The 16,693-nt window shown below is 70.2% G+C and carries 18 protein-coding genes; 3 read left to right on the forward strand and 15 right to left on the reverse strand.

Annotation, left to right across the window (positions count from 1 at the left end):
- The first annotated feature begins 98 nt into the window (after positions 1–98).
- On the forward strand, positions 99–638 hold the full coding sequence (locus M4I32_RS04975; protein ID WP_319033395.1) for a low molecular weight protein-tyrosine-phosphatase: 540 nt from the start codon (positions 99–101) through the stop codon (positions 636–638).
- A complete protein-coding gene (gene purB / locus M4I32_RS04980) occupies positions 635–2,005 on the forward strand; it encodes an adenylosuccinate lyase (RefSeq protein ID WP_319033396.1) in 1,371 nt (456 codons plus the stop codon). The genes M4I32_RS04975 and purB overlap by 4 nt, the downstream gene beginning before the upstream one ends.
- Positions 2,006–2,015: 10 nt before the next feature.
- On the opposite strand, the gene M4I32_RS04985 is transcribed toward purB, so the two are convergent.
- The 13 genes from M4I32_RS04985 to M4I32_RS05045 all read right to left on the reverse strand — a co-directional run bounded on the left by M4I32_RS04985 (position 2,016) and on the right by M4I32_RS05045 (position 13,668).
- On the reverse strand, positions 2,016–2,423 hold the full coding sequence (locus M4I32_RS04985; RefSeq protein ID WP_319033397.1) for an amino acid transporter: 408 nt from the start codon (positions 2,421–2,423) through the stop codon (positions 2,016–2,018).
- Complete coding sequence (locus tag M4I32_RS04990) at positions 2,420–3,094, reverse strand: acyl-CoA synthetase (protein ID WP_319033398.1); 675 nt, start codon at positions 3,092–3,094, stop codon at positions 2,420–2,422. Before M4I32_RS04990 ends, M4I32_RS04985 begins: the two co-directional genes overlap by 4 nt.
- A gap of 72 nt (positions 3,095–3,166) precedes the next feature.
- Positions 3,167–4,006 carry a phosphonate ABC transporter, permease protein PhnE gene (phnE, locus tag M4I32_RS04995; RefSeq protein WP_319033399.1) on the reverse strand — a complete coding sequence of 280 codons (840 nt, stop codon included), beginning with the start codon at positions 4,004–4,006 and terminating at the stop codon, positions 3,167–3,169.
- Positions 4,003–4,809 carry a phosphonate ABC transporter, permease protein PhnE gene (phnE, locus tag M4I32_RS05000; RefSeq protein ID WP_319033400.1) on the reverse strand — a complete coding sequence of 269 codons (807 nt, stop codon included), beginning with the start codon at positions 4,807–4,809 and terminating at the stop codon, positions 4,003–4,005. The genes phnE (M4I32_RS04995) and phnE (M4I32_RS05000) overlap by 4 nt, the downstream gene beginning before the upstream one ends.
- Positions 4,810–5,634, reverse strand: a complete 825-nt coding sequence (gene phnC, locus M4I32_RS05005) for a phosphonate ABC transporter ATP-binding protein (protein WP_319033401.1) — start codon at positions 5,632–5,634, stop codon at positions 4,810–4,812.
- Between the two features lie 20 nt (positions 5,635–5,654).
- Entirely contained in the window at positions 5,655–6,659 is a 1,005-nt protein-coding gene (gene phnD / locus M4I32_RS05010; RefSeq protein ID WP_319033402.1) for a phosphate/phosphite/phosphonate ABC transporter substrate-binding protein, read from the reverse strand.
- A gap of 1 nt (position 6,660) precedes the next feature.
- On the reverse strand, positions 6,661–7,371 hold the full coding sequence (locus tag M4I32_RS05015) for an HAD family hydrolase (RefSeq protein ID WP_319033403.1): 711 nt from the start codon (positions 7,369–7,371) through the stop codon (positions 6,661–6,663).
- A gap of 123 nt (positions 7,372–7,494) precedes the next feature.
- The gene (locus tag M4I32_RS05020; protein WP_319033404.1) at positions 7,495–8,289 is read right to left on the reverse strand and encodes an alpha/beta hydrolase; all 795 of its coding nucleotides are present in this window, start codon (positions 8,287–8,289) and stop codon (positions 7,495–7,497) included.
- Positions 8,290–8,334: 45 nt separating this feature from the next.
- Positions 8,335–9,732 (reverse strand): MFS transporter, encoded by a 1,398-nt coding sequence (locus M4I32_RS05025; RefSeq protein ID WP_319033405.1) that lies wholly within the window; start codon positions 9,730–9,732, stop codon positions 8,335–8,337.
- An 88-nt stretch (positions 9,733–9,820) separates the two neighbouring features.
- Positions 9,821–10,345, reverse strand: a complete 525-nt coding sequence (locus M4I32_RS05030) for a hypothetical protein (protein ID WP_319033406.1) — start codon at positions 10,343–10,345, stop codon at positions 9,821–9,823.
- 109 nt (positions 10,346–10,454) lie between these two features.
- A complete protein-coding gene (locus tag M4I32_RS05035) occupies positions 10,455–11,927 on the reverse strand; it encodes an SDR family NAD(P)-dependent oxidoreductase (RefSeq protein WP_319033407.1) in 1,473 nt (490 codons plus the stop codon).
- 168 nt (positions 11,928–12,095) lie between these two features.
- Positions 12,096–12,776, reverse strand: coding sequence for a DUF4192 family protein (locus M4I32_RS05040; protein ID WP_319033408.1), 681 nt, complete (start codon positions 12,774–12,776; stop codon positions 12,096–12,098).
- Positions 12,777–13,116: 340 nt separating this feature from the next.
- The gene (locus M4I32_RS05045) at positions 13,117–13,668 is read right to left on the reverse strand and encodes a helix-turn-helix domain-containing protein (protein ID WP_413466783.1); all 552 of its coding nucleotides are present in this window, start codon (positions 13,666–13,668) and stop codon (positions 13,117–13,119) included.
- A 64-nt stretch (positions 13,669–13,732) separates the two neighbouring features.
- On the opposite strand from M4I32_RS05045, the gene M4I32_RS05050 reads away from it, so the two are divergent.
- Positions 13,733–15,331: an FAD-dependent oxidoreductase gene (locus M4I32_RS05050; protein ID WP_319033409.1), complete on the forward strand. Its 1,599-nt coding sequence runs from the start codon at positions 13,733–13,735 to the stop codon at positions 15,329–15,331.
- 19 nt (positions 15,332–15,350) lie between these two features.
- Here M4I32_RS05050 and M4I32_RS05055 read toward each other — a convergent pair whose 3' ends face one another.
- Positions 15,351–15,926: a YdeI/OmpD-associated family protein gene (locus M4I32_RS05055; protein WP_319033410.1), complete on the reverse strand. Its 576-nt coding sequence runs from the start codon at positions 15,924–15,926 to the stop codon at positions 15,351–15,353.
- Complete coding sequence (locus tag M4I32_RS05060) at positions 15,923–16,312, reverse strand: GntR family transcriptional regulator (RefSeq protein WP_319033411.1); 390 nt, start codon at positions 16,310–16,312, stop codon at positions 15,923–15,925. The genes M4I32_RS05055 and M4I32_RS05060 overlap by 4 nt, the downstream gene beginning before the upstream one ends.
- Between the last annotated feature and the right edge of the window lie 381 nt (positions 16,313–16,693).

The raw sequence follows: 16,693 nt of genomic DNA on the forward strand, positions 1-16,693 counted from the left end.
CGCGCGCGCTCCCGACCTCCCGAGACGAACCGATCGGGGACGGCCCGTCCGCCGGGCGAGCTGGGGAGAGCGGATCCTCCGCTTGAGAGGATGGACCCATGCACACCGCCGAACACCCTCCGGTCCGGGTCGTCTTCGTCTGCACGGGCAACATCTGTCGGTCGCCCATGGCCGAGGTCGTGCTGCGACGACTCGCAGACGACGCGGGGTACGGGCAGCGGCTCGTCGTGACCAGCGCGGGCACGGGAGACTGGCACGTCGGCGGCGGTGCCGACCCCCGCACGATCGACGCCCTCGCCCGCCGGGGCTACGACGGGGCGGCGCACCGCGCGCAGCAGGTCGCCGACGACATCTTCGACCGCAACGACCTCGTCGTCGCCCTCGACGCCGGCCACGCCCGCATGCTTCGCGCGCTGACACGATCCGAGGCCGAGGCCCGCAAGATCACGTCGCTGATGGCCTATGCCGAGAACGCGAGCACGACCGACGTGCCCGACCCCTACCAGGCGGGCCCGGAGGCCTTCGACGACGTGCTCGCTATGATCGAGGACGCGACCCGCGCACTGTTCCTCCGGCTCGAGCCGGATCTGGCCGGCGGGCCGCCATCCGCCACCGTCCCTCCCGGAGCTTCGTCGTGACTTCCCTCCCTCCTCAGCCGCTGAGCCCCCTCGACGGTCGATACCGACCCGTCGTCACCGAACTCGCGGACCACCTCTCGGAGTCGGGACTGAACCGCGCCCGCGTCGAGGTAGAGGTCGAATGGCTCATCGCACTCACCGACCGGTCGCTGTTCGGCACCTCACCCCTGCCGGAGGACAAGAAGACGGCGCTGCGCACGCTCTACCTGTCGTTCGGGCAGGACGAGATCGACTGGCTCGCCGAGCGCGAGGCCATCACGCGGCACGATGTGAAAGCCGTCGAGTACCTCGTGCGCGACCGCCTCGCGGCGCTCGGGCTCGATGCGATCGCAGAGCTGACGCACTTCGCGTGCACGAGCGAGGACATCAACTCGCTCTCGTACGCCCTCACGGTCAAGCGAGCCGTCACCGAGGTGTGGCTGCCCGCACTGCAGGCCGTGACCCGGCGCCTGGACGAGCTGGCGGACGCCCACCGCGAGGCGCCGATGCTCTCGCGCACCCATGGCCAGCCGGCCACCCCCACGACGATGGGCAAGGAGCTCGCCGTCTTCGCTGCGCGTCTGCGCCGCGTCACCACCCGGGTCGCGGCCTCGGAGTACCTCGGCAAGTTCTCGGGCGCGACAGGCACGTGGTCGGCGCACCTCGCCGCGAACCCCGACGTGAACTGGCCGCTCGTCGCCAGGGAGTTCGTCGAGTCGCTCGGTCTCGACTTCAACCCCCTGACCACCCAGATCGAGTCGCACGACTGGCAGGTCGAGCTCTACGACCTCGCGCGGCACGCCGGCGGCATCCTGCACAACCTGGCCACCGACGTGTGGACGTACATCTCGCTCGGGTACTTCGCGCAGATCCCGGTCGCCGGCGCGACCGGATCCTCGACCATGCCGCACAAGATCAACCCGATCAGGTTCGAGAACGCCGAGGCCAACCTCGAGATCTCGGGAGCCCTGTTCGGCTCGCTGTCGCAGACCCTCGTGACGAGCCGTCTGCAGCGCGACCTGACAGATTCGTCGACCCAGCGCAACATCGGCGTCGCCTTCGGACACTCGCTGCTCGCCCTCGACAACCTGCGCCGGGGCCTGGATGAGATCTCCCTCGCCGAGGACCTGCTGCTGGCCGACCTCGACGGCAATTGGGAGGTGCTCGGCGAGGCGATCCAGACCGTCGTGCGCGCCGAGGTCGTCGCGGGACGCTCCTCGATCGCCGACCCGTATGCGCTGCTCAAAGAGCTGACGCGCGGACGCCGTATCGGTCCCGACGACCTGGCGCAGTTCGTGCGAGGCCTCGATATCGGCGACGACGCACGCGCACGTCTGCTGGCCCTGACACCGCGCACGTACACCGGGCTCGCCGCCGAACTCTACTGAAGACGGGCGGCTACGGCCGCTGGTCGTCCGCGCCCGGCTCGGGAGGCTTCGGCGCGTCGCGGTCGGACTCGGCACGGCGCGACGCGGCACCGTTCGGTTCGCTGCCGCTCGGCGAATGATCGGCCGACGCATCCTCGGCGTCGTCAGGATCGTGCAGCACCGGGCGATCAAGGGGGGTGCTCACCTGCGCGGGATCGACGGCGAGCAGCAGAAGAGAGAGGCCGAGCAGCACGACGATGAAGGTCACGCCCGCGACGATCGCGGTCAGCGGCAGCGTGGCGACGCCGGTGCCCGGTCCGGACTGGAACCCGCCCGTCGTGACGAAGGTCACGCCCCCGGCGAAGAGCGCACACGCGAACGCGACGCCCAGCAGCTGCACGGGGCGCAGAAGATCGCGGCGGGTGGGTCGATCGCTCATGCGGAGCCCTCTCGTCGGGGGGCCGGCTCCCCGCCCGCACCGAGGTCGCCCGAGGGCGAGGGCGACGGGCGCGGAGAGAACCCCGCGATGGCCAGGTAGACCGCCACGATCGCGGCGTATCCGCCGAACACTCCGACGGCGATCGTCGTCCCGGTCAGGGTGAAGGTGCCGGCCGCCTCGATCGTGTACTCGAGCGAGTAGCCGGCGGGGATGACCAGCAGGGCGGCAGCGAGCACGAGGGTGAGTATGCCGATGGCGAGGTGATCGCGCGCGGCATCCACCGCGCGGCGTCCCCGCCAGCCCCACGCGACCTCCGCGATTCCCGTCGTCAGCGCCCAGGCGATCACCACGACGTAGAACGTCACGTCGGTGCGCCAGGGGCCGACCCCCGCGGCCATGCCGGCGATCAGCGCGAGAACGCCGAGCAGTATCGGCATGCCACGCTGTCCCGATCCGTACGTCAGCCACGCCGCCAGCAGCAGGACGAGTGCCGTGAGGATGCCGAAGCCGCTGAACACTGCCAGCCCCACGGCGGCCGAGTGATCCGGCGTGAACGTGATCATGAGGGCCGCGATCGCGGCTGCCACGGCGCGCGCCAGCTGCACGTGACGCGGTGCGAAGCGTGCGGAAGAGGCGTGTGAGGCCGACGCGATGGGGCTGGGCGTAGTCATGGGGATGTCCCCAGTCTAGATCGTGGCGGCGGGATGATCCTCGTGCCGGGCAGCGTCCGAAGGCCGGTTCGTCTACAGCATCCGCATCAGGCGACGCCGCCCGGGTCCGTTCATGATCCGACGACGTATCGCACCCGAGATCGCGTCCACGAGCATCGTCGCGACGATCACGACGATGAGCAGCATCCCGACGGTCGACCACTCGCGAAAGTTCGTGTAGTTCGAGAGCATTGCCCCGATGCCGCCCGCCCCGACCAGCCCGAGCACCGCCGAGATGCGGATGTTGATCTCGAAACGGTAGAGAGCGAAAGAGATCAGCGCGGGCGCGGCGGCGGGCCAGAGGGCCCAGCGTGCGACCTCCGCGGTCGAGCCGCCGGCTGCCCGCACCGCTTCGGAAGCCCCCTCTTGCACCGATTCGATCGACTCGTAGGTCCACTTTCCCTGCGTGCCGATGCCGGCGAGGCCGAGCGCGAGAGCGCCGGTGAACGGCGTCAGTCCGGTGACGGTGAGCAGGATGAGCGCGATGATCACTTCAGGCACGGCTCGGATCACGGCGAACACGCCGCGAAGCGGCGTGCGGACCCACGCCGGGCCGACGGTGCGCGCTGCCAGCATCCCGAGCGGAAGGGAGAAGACGACGCACAGGAGGGCGCCGAGCCAGGCCATCGAGATCGATCGCCAGGTCTCCAGCAGCGCGCGCGGCAGCTTCTCCCAGTCCGGGGAGGCGAACATGAGCTCGCCGTAGTGCAGCAGCTCGCCGGGAATCGCCGCGACGTCGGACCACCTGATGTCGAGCCCCACAGCGGACAGGAGCACGACGACGCCCACGGCGGCCGCGGTGACCGTGGGGACGACCTTCGACGGGCGGCCTGGCAGAACGAAGGCGGGCGCGGGCCGGGGCGTGGCGCTCATACGAGTCTCCTGCGCAGGAAGTTGGAGAACAACTCGATCGCGATCACCACGACGAGGATCTCGATGATCACGATGGCGACATCGCCGTACGCGTAGAACGCTCGGCGCTCGTCAAGCAGACGCCCCACCCCGCCGGCACCGACGATGCCGAGAATTGCGGAGATGCGGATGTTGAGTTCGAGGGTGTAGAGCCATTGATTCGCGAAGAGGGGCCAAGCCTGAGGCAAGGCGGTCAGCCGGTTGATCTGTGCCTGCGTGCCTCCCGCGGCCCGACCGGCCTCCATATAGGGATGATCCGCGGAGTCGATCGCTTCGGAGACGAGCTTGACGATGATGCCGATGTCGAACAGCACGAGGGTGAGCACGCCGGGGAGCGCGCCGACGCCGACCATCGCGACCAGGATCGTCGCGTATACGAGGTCCGGCACAGCACGGACGACGTTGATCACTGCCCGCACGATCCGTCTGGTAGGGCCGTTCGGGTTCGTCGGCCTGGCCGCCCACAGTGTGAGCGGAACCGAGAGCACGGCAGCGGCGAAAGCCCCCGCGATGGCCATCTGCACCGTTTCGAGCATCGGGCCGATCGTGCGGGGCACGAATGCCCAGTTCGGCTGCAGCAGCTGCGCACCCGTCTGGGCCCCGTTTCGCCAGTTCTCCACGATGGAGCCGAAGTCGAGCTGGACTCCGCCGATCGCGGGCAGACAGGTGGCGACGGTGAACGCCGCGAACGCCGCGATGATGCCCGCGGTCCGCAGGCGACGCGTCGGCCGAGGCGGTACCCGGAGTTCACGATATTCCGACACTCACGCCCCCAGCGCGTCGCGACCCTGGATGCGCCGCCCGTAGATCTGCTCGAAGTCGGCATCGGTGGCAGAGGCGGCGGGGCCGTCGTAGACGACCTCGCCGGCGCGCAGTCCGATCATGCGACTCGTGTACTGGCGCGCCAGGTCCATCAGATGGATGTTGACCAGCACAGTGAGGCCGCGTTCGGCGTTGACCCGCCGCAGATCGTCCATCACTGCGTGGGCGGTGGGCGGATCGAGGCTCGCCACCGGTTCGTCCGCGAGCATCACGCTCGGCTCCTGGGTGAGGGCGCGCGCGATGGCGACGCGCTGCTTCTGACCCCCGGACAGCGCGCCGGCCCGCATCCATACCTTCTCGAGCATGCCGACCGCGTGCAGCGCGCTCAGAGCGATCTCGCGGTCACGGGGGGAGGTCAATCCCAGCACGGTTCGATACGTCGGCGTGTGGGCGAAGCGCCCCACCATGACATTGCGGTACACGCTCGTGCGCTCCGCCAGGTTGAACCCCTGGAAGATCATCCCGATGTGCCCGCGCAGCTGCCGCAGTCGCGCTCCGCGCATGTGCGTCAGCGTGTGCGGTCCGACCGTCACGGTGCCCGCGGATGCCTCGACGAGGCCGTTGATGGTCCGGATCAACGTCGATTTGCCCGAGCCCGACAGGCCCACGACCGAGACCATCTCCCCGGGCTCCACCCGAAGGGTGACGTCCCGCAAAGCCGCGGTGCCGTTGGGATAGGTGACCGACACTCGGTCGAGCGCGATCCCCCAGGAGACGGAGACCGGGCGTGCGGTCCCGGCCTCCGTCTCGCTGTTGTTCGTCTGCATGAGGCTGATGTGGTCGGTGCTCAGCTCGAGAACTCGGCGAGGATCTCGCCGTAGCGGACGATCTCGTCCTCCGCCGTCTCGGCGGTCCAGTCGGAGAGCCCGACCAGGTCGAACATCACCGTCTCGGCCTCCGGAGAGGATTCCGCGTAGCCGTCCATCAGCGCCGTCAGCTCGGTCACGAGGTCCTCCGGCAGCGACGACGACACGGCGACGCCGCCGTTCGGGATCATGTCGGTGTAGGCGAAGGCGACGACCTCCTCCGCGACATCCGGCGCTTCTTCCGTCACGGTCGTGCGGGCGTCCCAGTAGGCGAAGCCGACCTCGGCGTCGCCGTTGTACACGGCGAGCACGGCGTTGTTGTTGCCCTCCACCGGGATCTGCGCGATGCCCGCGTCGGTGTCGACGCCCGCCTCGCGCATGGCGACGACGGGGTACTGATAGCCCGCGGGCGAGGTGGCCGCCTGCAGCGCCACCTCGGTGCCTTCGTCGATCGCGGCGAGAGCGTCGGTCCCCGCCGGTCCCTGTCCCGTCGCATTCTCACCCGGCTGCTCGATGCCGTTGCAGTACGACAGCTCGATGCCGCTGGCTGCATACGTCGACATGGCCGGTTCGTCCTCGCAGTACTTGTCCGGGTTGTTCGTCATCGCGACCGACGCGTACGAGGTCGCACCGAACCGCACGTCTCTCAGAACGAGCTCGGCGTCGTAGCGCTCGATCGCGTTGTAGAGCGATCCGGCATCCGTGATGATCACCTGCGCCTGGTCGGCTCCCAGCGCTTCTACCGTGGCGGCGTAGTCGGTCGCCACGACGCCCTCGACCTCGATGCCGAGCTCGTCGGAGAGGTAGGTCGTCAGCGGGTCGAGCGCTTCTGCGAGGTCCTCGCCTTCCACGGACGGCACGAGCGAGAGCGTGATCGACTCAGGCCATTCGCCGTCGGATGCGGGGGCTGACGCGTCGGCGCTGCATCCGGCGAGCGTGATCGCCGTCGCCGCGACGACGCTCGGTACCAGCAGGAACTTGCGCATATCAGGACTGCCTTTCGGTGGGGAGCGGTGTGCCGAGGGGCACGGGGGTGCTGGATGACGCTGCTGCGGCCCAGGATTCGATGTCGGCGTACAGGTCGGCGACCGTCCGGCCGCGCAGGTCGACGGGTGCGTCCGAGATCATCGCCGTGACCCCGACGAGTGCGGTGTCGGCGCCCAGTTGCATCGCGGGGACGAGGTCGAAGTCGACGATGTCGCCGACCGACAGCACGGGACCGGTGGCGAGTGCCTCGCGGATGATCTTCGTCAGCCCCTCGGGCTTGCCGACGGTGAAGTGCGTCGCGGTGAAGAACGGAGCAACGCCCCACGTGTCGAGCACCCGTGCGATGCCCGTCCCGGGCGCGTTGGTCGCGAGGAGGAGGCGTGCACGGCCGCTCAGGCGCTCAAGGAACGGGGCGAGGCCGTCGGGCGCGTGCACCGCCGCATCCGTCGTCCCGAGTGCCTCGCGACTCGCGCCGTACGCGGCGGCGAGCGCCGCGGGATCGATGCCGGACGCGGAAGCCAGCGCCCCGACGGCGTGATAGCCGTCACGATAGGTCGACGCACCCGATTCGAAATCGTCGATCGCCGCATGAGCGCGAGCGAAGAACCCCTCGTCATCGGCGGATGCGGCGAGCGACCGGGCGTAGGCGACGATCGGCCCGCGCCCGAGCGCGAGGGTGCCGTCGAAGTCGAAGACGATTGTTCCTGTCACTCCCGCTCCCTCTGCGTCCGGAGGATCTGGACGTAGTGTCCACACTAGGCAGCGCGTGTGGACGAAAGGACCACGAACAGATGAACAACAGGTTTCATCTGCCCGGGGAGTGAGGCGGGGCGGTCAGTCGCGGAGGAACGCCACGGCTGCCTGCCGGAAGTCGCGGGACCCCGGGGTGTTGAAGTGGTGGCGCCCCGGCACCTCGAAGAAGGTGCCGTTCGGCGTCGCCTCGGCAAGCCCGCGGGAACGTTCGAGGATGGCGTCCTCGCTTCCGGTCGCGAACAGCATCGGCTGCTGCGGCGGACTCTCGGGGTCGGGATCGGAGTCGCCGAGCCGCATGCCCTCGGCCAGGGCCACGAGCGAGCGCAGGTCGTTGCCCGCCACGCGCTCGGACAGGGTGACGTAGTTGCGGGTGACCTTGTCGGCGATCTCGGTGCCGTCCTCGACGAACGCCCGCGCCTGGTCGAGCTTCAGCCGACCGAGCGGCGTGCCGTCGGGGATGCCGCCCAGCACCCCTCGCGAGACCCGCAGCGACGCGTCGACCGCCAGCTGCCAGCCGACACGTGCGCCGAGCGAGTACCCGACGTACCGCGCCTCGTCGACGAGATAGGTCTCGAGCACGCTCTCCAGGTCCGCGAGCAGGGCGTCCATCGTGTACGCGCGCGGGTCATGGGGCTTGTCGCTCGCACCGTGCCCGCGCTGGTCGACACCGATCACGCGGAAGCCCGCGCGGGTGAGGTCGCGCACCCAGCCGGTGGCCACCCAGTTGTCGCGGCAGCTCGACGAGAATCCGTGGACGCACAGCACCGGGTCCGCGGCCTCGTCGCCCCACGTGTAGGTCGCGATCCGGTGCCCTTCGTTCGACATGACGAACTGGGGGTCGGGCATCTCGGTGAGGGAGGGAGTGGCGGCGTTCATGGGTCCCAGCATCCCACCCCCCCGCGGCTCGCGCGTTGTGGGTGATCAGTCGTCGATGGGGACGTGCGGGATGACCGCCGACGCGATGAGCAGCACAGCGGTCGTCACGGCAACGCCGACGAACACGGCGACGGCGCCCGCCTGCACGGCCGCAGGCGAATCGGCGCCGCCTCCGGCCGCGATGACCGACGTGGCCACCGCGCCGTAGATCGCGACTCCCACGGAGCTGCCGATGGAGCGTGCAAGGACGTTCGTCCCGGAGACGACGCCCCTCTTCTCCTGCGTGACAGAGGATTGTGCAGCGATCAATGCAGGGTTGGCGACAAGTCCCATGCCCAGTCCGACGATGAAGCAACCAGCGGCCGTCCATCCGACTGAGGGGACGAGAACGGCCGTCGTCGTCAGAAACAGCGCACCGACGGTAGCGACCGATGAACCGACCATCGCCGTGGCGCGAAACCCGATCCTGAGGTAGAAGCGGCCCGCGAGGGCGGCGCTGAGCGGCCAGCCCAATGTGAGAGCGGCAACGGTGAGCCCTGCGACCACGGGCACGACTCCCGTCGCGCTCTCGATGAACGTCGGCACGAACGAGGTCAGGCCGAGGAGCACGGCGCCGACGCCGAGCGAGACGAAGGCGGTGGCAACCACAACCCGGCTGCGGACGAGCCAGGGCTCGATGATGGGATCGTGAGCCCGACGTTCGACAAGAGCGAACGCGAGCAGCAGCAGCAGCGATCCCCCGAAGAGCAACGCGCTCGGCCATGAGACCCAGGGCCAGGCCTGGCCACCCTCGAGCACGCCGAGGACGAGCAGCACCAGACCCGAGGTCAGCAGGATGGCCCCGCCGATATCGATGCGCTGGGGCTGCCGCTCGAAGGGCACGCGATAGTGGCGCCAGAACAGCACGAGGGCGATCGCGCCAAGCGGCACGTTGACCCAGAAGATCCCGCGCCACGACAGGAATTGGGAGAAGAGCCCGCCGAGAGTCGGACCGATGACAGAAGACAGGGCCCAGACGCTCGCGATGTAGGCCTGCGCCCGCGCGCGCTCTCGAACCGTGTAGATGTCTCCGGCGACGGTGAGTGCCGTCGGGATGATCGCCCCGGCACCCAAGCCCTGAACGGCACGGAAAGCAATGAGCGAGCCCATGCTCCACGCGAGCGCCGACAGAACCGAGCCGAGCACGAACAGCCCGATCCCGACGAACATGACGGAACGGCGGCCGATTCGGTCGGCGAGCTTCGCGTACACGGGCACCGTCGCCACCTGAGCCAGCAGATACACCGAGAACAGCCACGGGTATTGGTCGAAGCCGCCGAGCTCGGCGACGATCGTCGGGACCGCGGTCGACAGGATCGTCGTGTCGATCGCGATGAGGAAGATCGCGAGCATGAGCGCCAGGAGGATCGGTCCCCGCTCCGATCTCAAGCCGACGTCATTCATCGGCACCAGCAAACCACATGCCGTGCGGCGCCAGCCCGCGGGTCAGCCGTCTTGCCCCGGACGCGCGCGACCCGACGGAAGCGATACGTCACTCCTCGTCGAGTTCGACTCCCGTCTCGACGATCGTGGCGTTCAGGTAGGTGGCGTCCTCCCACGCGGCCCAGGCCGCGTCATCGAGATCGACGTCCCATCGGGCTTCGAGATCGGCGAGCACGAGCGGCTCCTCCACGATCCCGCCCACACGCACGCTCTCCCCGACGGCGAGACCGTCCACGGCCTCGTCCGAGAGCACGAGAAGCGGCTCGACATCGGGCGAGCTGCCGATGGCGAAGGCCTGATCGCTCACAACCTGACCGATCTCGGCGGTCAGCACGACGGTGTCGCCCACGTAATCGTCGGTGATGAAGAGCTCGGTGTAGGCGCCGTCGTAGCCGGTGATACCCGGATCATCCAACTGATCCCCCTCACGGGCGCCCTCCTCGGTGATGTCCTCCACATCGACACCGGTGTCGCCTGCGTCGCAGGCGGTGAGTCCGGTGACGACGAGCGCGCTCATGCCGAGGGCGGCGAGGCGCCCGCGCCAGCGGCGCATGCTGGTCGATGTGCGTGCCATGGCTCACTCCCGAGGTTCGTCGATCGTTCCGCCGATCCTGTGCGAAGGTGTCGGCGGCATCCAGGGCCTTGCGGCCGGGACCGGCGAGACGCACAATGCGCCGCGAGCATCACCAGGACCCGGGCGCGTAGTCCTTCAGGAAGACGCCGAACAGATCCTCGCCGGCCTCGCCGCGAACGATGGGGTCGTAGACGCGGGCGGCGCCATCGACGAGGTCGAGGGGAGCGTGGAAGCCCTCTTCGGCCAGACGCACCTTCGTCGGGTGCGGACGCTCGTCCGTGATCCACCCGGTGTCGACGCTCGTCATCAGGATGCCGTCGGTCTCGAACATCTCCCGCGCGCTCGTGCGGGTGAGCATGTTCAGCGCCGCCTTCGCCATGTTCGTGTGCGGGTGTCCCGGGCCCTTGTACCCGCGCCCGAACACCCCCTCCATCGCGCTGACGTTGACGATGTAGGTACGCCGCGCCTCGCTCGCGGCCAGCGCGGCCCGCAGCTTCGACACGAGCAGGAAGGGCGCCGTGGTGTTGGCCAGCTGCACCTCGAGCATCTCGAGCGGATCGACCTGGTCCACGGCCTGCGTCCATGAGTTGACGTCGTGCAGGTCGGGCACGAGCCCGCCGGCGTCGATCGCGGTGCCGGCCGCATGACGCTCGAGCGAGCTCGAGCCGGCGGTGAGCGCCTGCTCGGTCAGGGTCTCGGCGCGGGCCGCAGCGGCGGCCAGCACCGGGTGCGCGGCGACCGATCGCTCCAGCGCCTGCGGATGCTGGTCGTTCGTGTGTCCGAAGGTCACGAGCTCGGGCAGGGGCCCGTCCGGCAGGGGTGCGAGTTCGGCATCCACCAGCGGCTGGTACGCCCCGGGGGAACGGCGCACCGTCTGCGCGGCGTTGTTGATGATGATATCGAGCGGGCCCGCCGCGGCCACGTCGTCGGCGAGCCCGATCACCTGCGCCGGGTCGCGCAGATCGATGCCGACGATCTTGAGCCGGTCGAGCCACTCCGACGCGTCGGGCAGGCCGGCGAAACGGCGCACCGCGTCGCGGGGAAAGCGGGTGGTGATCGTGGTGTGCGCCCCGTCGCGCAGCAGGCGCAGCGCGATGTACATGCCGATCTTGGCGCGTCCGCCGGTGAGCAGCGCGCGCTTTCCCGTCAGGTCGGTGCGCGCCTCGCGCTTGGCGTGGCTCATCGCCGCGCAGGCGGGGCAGAGCTGGTGGTAGAACGCGTCGACGAGCGTGTACGGCTGCTTGCAGATGTAGCAGCCACGAGCCTTCTTGAGCGTGCCCGCCGTGGGCGCCGTCGTGCGGGTGCTGATCGGGATGCCGCGGGTCTCGTCGTCGATGCGGTCGGGCGCCCCGGTGGCCGTGGCGGCGACGACGCTGCGGTCGGCGTCGGCGATCGCCGCGCGGATCTCGCGGCGCCGCTCCTTCTTCACGGCCTTGAACATCCCGGCGGTCGCCCGGCGCACCGTGACGTAGTCGGGGTGCGTCTCGTGCAGCTCCGGCATCCGGGCGAGCACCTTGAGTACGATCGCGAGCTCGGCGGGGTCGATTCCGGCGGCCGGCGCGGGGGGATTCTCGGAGGGCACACGAGATTCTACGCCGCGGTGGCGCCGCTGCCGGGCAGGCGGATGCCGCCGTACGCCGCTGCCGAGAGGAGGCGGATTGCCGGCGCGAGGCAAGGATCAGCCGATCCGGTCCTCGTCCGGGCAGATTCCCTCGCCCCGGCAGACGAACCATGATCGCCGCACGCATCGTCAGGAATTCCTCCGCCGCGGTGCCGCCACTGACGTGGTCCACTCCGGCAGCGAGCGGGAGAACAGAGCGCGCAGGCCTCCCGCGAGCACATCGTCGGGGTTCTCCCGCAGCACGTCCGAAAGGTACGCCGAGGCGATCGCACGCTGCCCCTGAGACCAGTGCAGCCAGGCGATGACACAGAAGATGTCGGTGCGAAACGGCGGGGGAAGCAGCGATGCGTTGCGCCGCAGCAACCGGATGCCGCGGCGCACGCGATCCCGATCGGGCTGCCTCCGGGCTTCGCCGAGGAACAGCCGAACAATCGTGTCGTGCGGCACCGCGTCGGTCGCGGCCAGCTCCGCAACGTACTGATCGACGCTCATGCCCCGGCGCTCCGCGCGAGAGACGATCCGCGCGATCTTCAGCGCGTGCTTCTCGCCGACGGACCGGCCGAACGCGATCTGCACCGCCATCGCCTGGGGAATGCTGGGCATCATGCAGAGGAAGGCCAGATCCGCCACCATGTCGGCGGAACCGGTGTTGCGGGACTCGTCCAGAAGCATCTCGACGAGCGGCACGATCGCGACGATCGACTCGCCGTGACTCGGCGCCTCCCGCGCCAGACGTTCGGCCTCGGCTATCGGCATGAGCGTGGTGACCTCCGGCAGGGCTCCCAGCTTCGCCAGGAGCCTGGTTCGCACCTCCGTGCACGATTCGGGATCCGCGGAAGGCAATCTGACCGACATCGTGGTGTCAGAAATCGTAGCGGGGCGAATCGCGTGTGGCATCTCGGGCATGACGCAAGACTGGCGCCCGCCGGGCCTCCCCTCGTCTCGGCACTCGCCTACGGGGGATAACCGAGCGTCTACGCCTATGTGGAGGGCACATCCCCTCGTGCCGCACCTGCCGAGGACGCCGCGATCGTGTACAGCGCCGCACCCCGCTGCCGAGACGAGGACGATTGCCGGTGCGAGGCAGGAATCGGCCGATCCGGTCCTCGTCCAGGCAGATTCCCTCGCCCCGGCAAAGGAGCGGCGCCGCTCACTCGGCCCCGTGCGTGTGCATGCGCACTCCGTCGGCGTTGAAGATGCTGATCACCTGGGCCGGGCGCGCGCCGGCCGCCGAGATCGAGTGGGGGATGCGGGTGTCGAACTCCGCCGCCTCGCCCCGGGCGAGCACCAGATCCTGCTCGCCCAGCCACAGGCGCAGATGCCCCGAGAGCACATACAGCCACTCGAAGCCGTCGTGAGTCCGCTGCGCGGGCGGCTCGGCGGCGGGCGGGTAGGTGATCTCGTACGTCTGCACGGGCGAGTCCTCGGGCGTGAGGGGCGCGATCACCAGCCCGTCACGGTGGACCAGCGCCCGTCGCACCCGCGGGTCGCGCTCCGGCTCGGGCAGCAGGTCGTCGACGCGGATGCCGAGCTGGCGCGTGAGGGGCAGCAGCAGCTCCAGGCTCGCCTGGCGCTTGCCGGATTCCAGGCGAGAGAGGGTGCTCGCCGACATCCCCGCACGCTCCGCCAGCTCGTCGAGCGTCCACCCCCGGGCGGCGCGCACGGCGCGCAGGCGCGGCCCCACCTGTTCCAGCTCTCGCACGATTCCCCTTGCTATTTCTGCAAGTTAGCTTGCCGTACAAGCATACTCGCTGAATGCTTCATCCATGCGCTCTTCGACCACAGAATCTTCACCCTGGGACGCGATCATCATCGGAGGCGGCCCCGCCGGCCTGAGCGCGGCGCTCATGCTCGGCCGGTCACGCCGGCGCGTGCTCGTCATCGACGAGGGCCTGCCGCGCAACCGCTTCGCCGCGCACATGCACGGCGTGCTCGGGCTCGAGGGACTCTCGCCCCGTGAGCTCGCGCAGAAGGGGCGTGCGGAGGCCGCCGCCTACGGTGTCGAGTTCCACGAGGGACGCGTCGAGCACGTCGCCGACGACGGTGACCTGATGCGGGTGCGGATGCCGGGCGCCTCGGCATCCGCGGACACCCTCGAGGCACGCGCCATCGTCGTCGCCACCGGCATCAGCGATGAGCTGCCCGCGATCCCGGGTCTCGTCGAGCGGTGGGGGGAGAGCGTGCTGCACTGCCCGTACTGCCACGGCTGGGAGGTGCGCGACCGCGCACTCGGCGTGCTGCTGACCTCGCCGGCCGGAGTGCATCAGGCCGAGCTCGCGCGCCAGCTGAGCGCGTCGGTCACCGTCTTCACGGGACTGACGGGCGAGCTCGACGCCGAGGCCACCGCGCGCCTGACGGCACGCGGCATCCGCCTCGTCTCGGCTGCGGTGACAGAGCTCACGGGCGAGGGCACGGAGCTTACGGGCGTGCGCACCGTCGACGGCGAACACGTCGCAATCGAGGCCCTGTTCACCGCCGGAACGCCGCGGCCGCATGATGGCTTTGTCGCGGATCTCGACCTCGCGCGCGCCGATTCACCGATGGGGAACGTGCTCGCGGTCGACGCCGTGGGCAGGACGAGCCATCCGCGCATCTGGGCCACGGGAAACGTCGTCATCCCATTCGGCAACGTGCCCGCCTCGATGGGCGCCGGTTCAATGACCGGTGCAGCGGTGAACGCCGCCCTGACGGCGGAGGATTTCGATCGCGCGGAGCGGGACGCCCCGCCCGTCGAGGCCGCCGCCTTCTGGGAGGAGCGCTACCGCTCCCGCGACGCCGTGTGGTCGGGCAACCCCAATCAAGCGGTGGTCGCGGTCGCCCGCTCCCTCACGCCAGGCGCAGCGCTGGATCTGGGGTGCGGCGAGGGCGCCGACGTGGTCTGGCTCGCCGACAACGGCTGGACGGCGACGGGCATCGACATCTCGCCCGCGGCGGTGGAACGAGCGCGCCGAGCGGGGATCGACGCCGGTATCCCGGCCGACCGTGCACGGTTCGTCGTCGCGGACCTGGCCTCCTGGCAGACGGAAGAGAGATTCGACCTGGTCACCGCGAGTTTTCTGCAGTCGCCGGTGCCGCTGCCGCGGGAGGGGATCCTGCGACGGGCGGCCGATCGCGTGGCGCCCGGCGGCCACCTGCTTGTCGTCGCGCACGCGGCGGCGCCGCCCTGGGCCGGCTCGGCGCACAGCCATGCCGGAGACGACCACCGGGCGCACTTCCCCCGACCCGACGAGGAGCTCGCCGCCCTCGCTCTCGACGAGGACGAGTGGGACGTCGTGACCGCCGAGGTCCGCGAGCGCCGCGCGACCGGGCCGTCGGGCGAGAGCGCGACGCTCGAGGACTCCATCCTGCTGCTGAGGCGCCGCTGAGGTGGGACCGCGCTGCGGATCACGAGCCGGACGCCGGCTCCTCCTCAAGCGACGCCACGGCTCGGGTGACGCGCGCGGTGAGCGTCTCGGGCGATGCGGCGGTGAGCAGCGGATGCAGGATCGAATACCGCGCGGAACTGCTCAGAGCCGCGAATCGCTCCCGCGCCACCGGCGACGCGTCGAGAGCGCGCGTCAGCTCGGCGGGAGCCTCCGCGGTGGCGGGGCCGGCGTACGCGCGTTCCCAGCGGCCGTCGGACCGAGCCCGGTCGACCTCGACCTGGCCGCGGGGCCGCAGGCGTCCCGCATCTGCGAGGCGCGCGATGTGGTCGACGTTCCGCAGCGACCACATCGAGCGCGCGCGCCGCGGGGTGAATCGCTGCACGTACGTGGCGGCATCCCTCGTACGCCTCTGCCCGTCGATCCAGCCGCTGCACAGCGCCTCGTCGAGGGCCTCGGCGTACGTGAGCGACGTGGGTTCGGTCGTGCCCTTCTTGGCCAGCACGAGCCATACGCCGTCCGAGGAGTGCTCGTGGGCATCGAGCCAGCGGCGCCAGGCGCCGACGTCGGCGACGGTGAAGGGCAACGGGTCGGTCATGCCCCGCCCCGCAGCGCCGCGGCGACGAGCGCGAGGGCCTCGTCGGGATCGATCTTCAGCGCGCGAGCGTGCTCGGCGAACGCCGCCGCCGCGCGCTGCGCCTCCCGGCGGACCGGATCGCCGTGAGGCGAGACGAAGGTGCCGTTGCGACCCCGGGTCTCGATGATGCCGGATGCCTCGAGCTCGCGATACGCGCGCGCCACCGTGCCCGGCGCGAGCTCGAGCTGCTCCGCGAGACGACGCACCGGCGGCAGGCGTGCTCCGGGGGCGAGGTCGCCGGCGGAGACAGCCGCGACGAGCTGGGCCCGCAGCTGCTCGGAGGCGGGAACGGCCGACCGCGCGTCGATGGCGATCGCGGTGAGCGGCTCGGGGTCGGGCGTGTGCATCGCCTCGATCGTACGGCCGCGTGCCCCCGCCCGGGCAGCCGGCATCCGCCCGCTCGTCGAGAGCGCGCTCGTGTCGCACTTCCGGGAGGATTCGCGTGTGCGACAGGTGAGGGGGAGCTGTCAAGGCCTATCTGCTTCCGCGCCTGGCCCGATAGCCTGGCGCGATACGACCCGGACCCCGTCGTTCACGTGAGGCAGGAACCGCCTCACCCACGATCGAGAGGGATTAGCCATGGCCGACGCTCTGCCTGGGGCGGCATCCCGATCCACCCGAGCGGCAGCCGCGAAACGCCCGAACGACTTCACCGAACTCTCGCGCCGCGTCGCAGCCAGCGGGCTGATGCGGCGCGGGTACGGCTACTACTGGACCAAGCTGCTGGC

Source organism: Microbacterium sp. LRZ72, assembly GCF_033792225.1.
In the GTDB taxonomy this organism is placed as follows: Bacteria; Actinomycetota; Actinomycetes; order Actinomycetales; family Microbacteriaceae; genus Microbacterium.